Source organism: Homoserinimonas sp. (assembly GCF_056262345.1).
The window spans coordinates 1-2,050 of the sequence record NZ_JBACFR010000158.1; the positions used below are offsets into that span (position 1 = coordinate 1).

Annotated in this window: 2 protein-coding genes; both read left to right on the top strand. The window is 67.6% G+C overall.

Going from position 1 to position 2,050, the window contains the following annotated elements:
- Nucleotides 1–1,410, top strand: a 1,410-nt coding sequence (locus AC062T_RS08005; RefSeq protein WP_476028948.1) for an FAD-binding oxidoreductase, incomplete at its 5' end; no start/stop codon positions are given.
- A partial coding sequence (locus tag AC062T_RS08010) for an LLM class flavin-dependent oxidoreductase (RefSeq protein WP_476028950.1) occupies nucleotides 1,407–2,050 on the top strand: 644 nt, incomplete at its 3' end. The genes AC062T_RS08005 and AC062T_RS08010, both read left to right, overlap by 4 nt.

Here is a 2,050-nt window from a genome sequence, read left to right on the forward strand (position 1 = left end):
GTCGCAGCGACGACCGCCCGAGTGCGGCGCTCGTCGGAGATCGCGAAGCGGCGTGACGGCATCCGTTACGACGCTGTCCCTGCACTGCTGGCGGATGCGGCCATCGAACCGGGTGACTTCGACTACGCCAGGGTGAAGTCGACCTACCTGCGTGGCGGGTCGCCCGGCCTGGTTCTGCGGGTGGGCACACCGGCGGAAGTCGCAGCGGCTCTGGAGTTTGCCCGCGCGCACCCCGATCTCCCCCTCGCCGTCCGCTCGGGCGGACACGGCGTCAGTGGCCGATCCACCAACGACGGCGGCATCGTGATCAACGTCTCACGCATGAACCGGATCGACGTGCTCGACCGGGCAACGAGGCGGGTTCGGATCGAACCAGGCGCCCGCTGGATGGACGTCGCAGCGGCCCTCGCGCCATACGGCTGGGCGCTGAGCTCGGGCGACTATGGCGGCGTCGGTGTCGGGGGGCTTGCCACAGCGGGCGGCGTCGGCTTTATGGGCCGGCAGCACGGCCTCACCATCGACCACCTTCGTGCCGTCGACATGGTTCTGGCCGACGGGTCAGAGGTTCGGGCGAGCGACACCGAAAACCCCGATTTGTTCTGGGCCGTTCGCGGCGCTGGGGCCAACTTCGGCATCGTGACCGCATTCGAATTCGAGGTCGACGAGGTCGGCGACGTCGGCTGGGCTCAGCTCGGGCTCGATGCAACAGACGCCGCTGGCTTCCTCGAGACCTGGGGACACCTCAGCGAGACAGCCCCACGTGACACCACGAGCTTTCTGATCATGGGCCCACCCCGGCAGGGCCAGCCCGCCGTGGCCCAGATCATGGCGATGGTCGACGCAAGCCAACCCGACACGATCATCGAGCGGCTTCAGCCGTTCGCCAACATCTCACCCCTCTACAGCCAGTCGGTGCAACTGCTGCCGTATGCCGCGGTAATGGCCAACGCGCAGGGCGAGTCCAACGGCGGCCAGGGCGAGCCCGTCACCCGCACCGGTCTGCTCGAGCACATCACCCCCGAGTTCGCTGCGGCCGCAGCGCGCCTCATCGCGAGCGGCGTCGTCTATTTCTTCCAGATTCGCGCGGTGGGCGGCGCGATTTCCGACATCGATCCGGATGCCACGGCATACGCCCATCGCAACGCCAACTTCTCGGTTGTCGCCTTCGGCTCGAATCGCCGACGACTCGACGACGCCTGGGAGGCGCTGTACCCGTTCTTCGACGGCATCTACCTGAGCTTCGAGACCGACACCCGGCCCGAGCGGCTTTACGATGCGTTCCCGCCAAAGACCCTTAACCGACTGCGCGAGCTCAAGGCCCGGTTCGACCCACAAAGCATTTTCCGAGATAACTTTCCGATCTCCCCCGCTGAGAGCGGGACCCCAACCCTCGCGGAGGCGACCTCATGACCGACTACGGACACGACCTGCTGTTCGGCACTTTCGTCACCCCGGTGAACAGCCCGCCGATGCACGCGGTCGATCTGGCCGTCGTCGCCGACCGCGCCGGCCTCGACCTGGCGACCTTCCAGGACCACCCGTATCAACCGAGCTTCCACGACACCTGGACCCTGATGTCGTTCGCAGCGGCGAGGACCGAGAACATCCGGTTCAGTGCCAACGTGCACAACCTCCCGCTTCGCTCGCCAGCCGTGCTCGCGCGCAGCGCTGCGAGCCTCGACCTCCTGAGTGGCGGCCGCGTTGAGCTGGGCATCGGGGCGGGCGGGTTCTGGGACGCAATCGTCGCGATGGGCGGCACCCGGTTGACGCCCGGTGAATCCATCGAGGCCCTCGAAGAGGCGATCGAGATCATCCGCGGAATCTGGGCACCGGATGCCGGGAGCCGGCTGGTCGTCGACGGTTCCTTCTACTCCGTGAACGGCGCCAAGCGCGGTCCGAAGCCCGCACACGACATCGGCATCTGGGTCGGGGCGTACAAGCCGAGGATCCTCCGGTTGACCGGCAGGGCCGGCGATGGCTGGCTGCCGTCCCTCGCCTACCTCCCGGGCGGACCGAGCGACCTCACCGCCATGAACGCCCACATCGACGA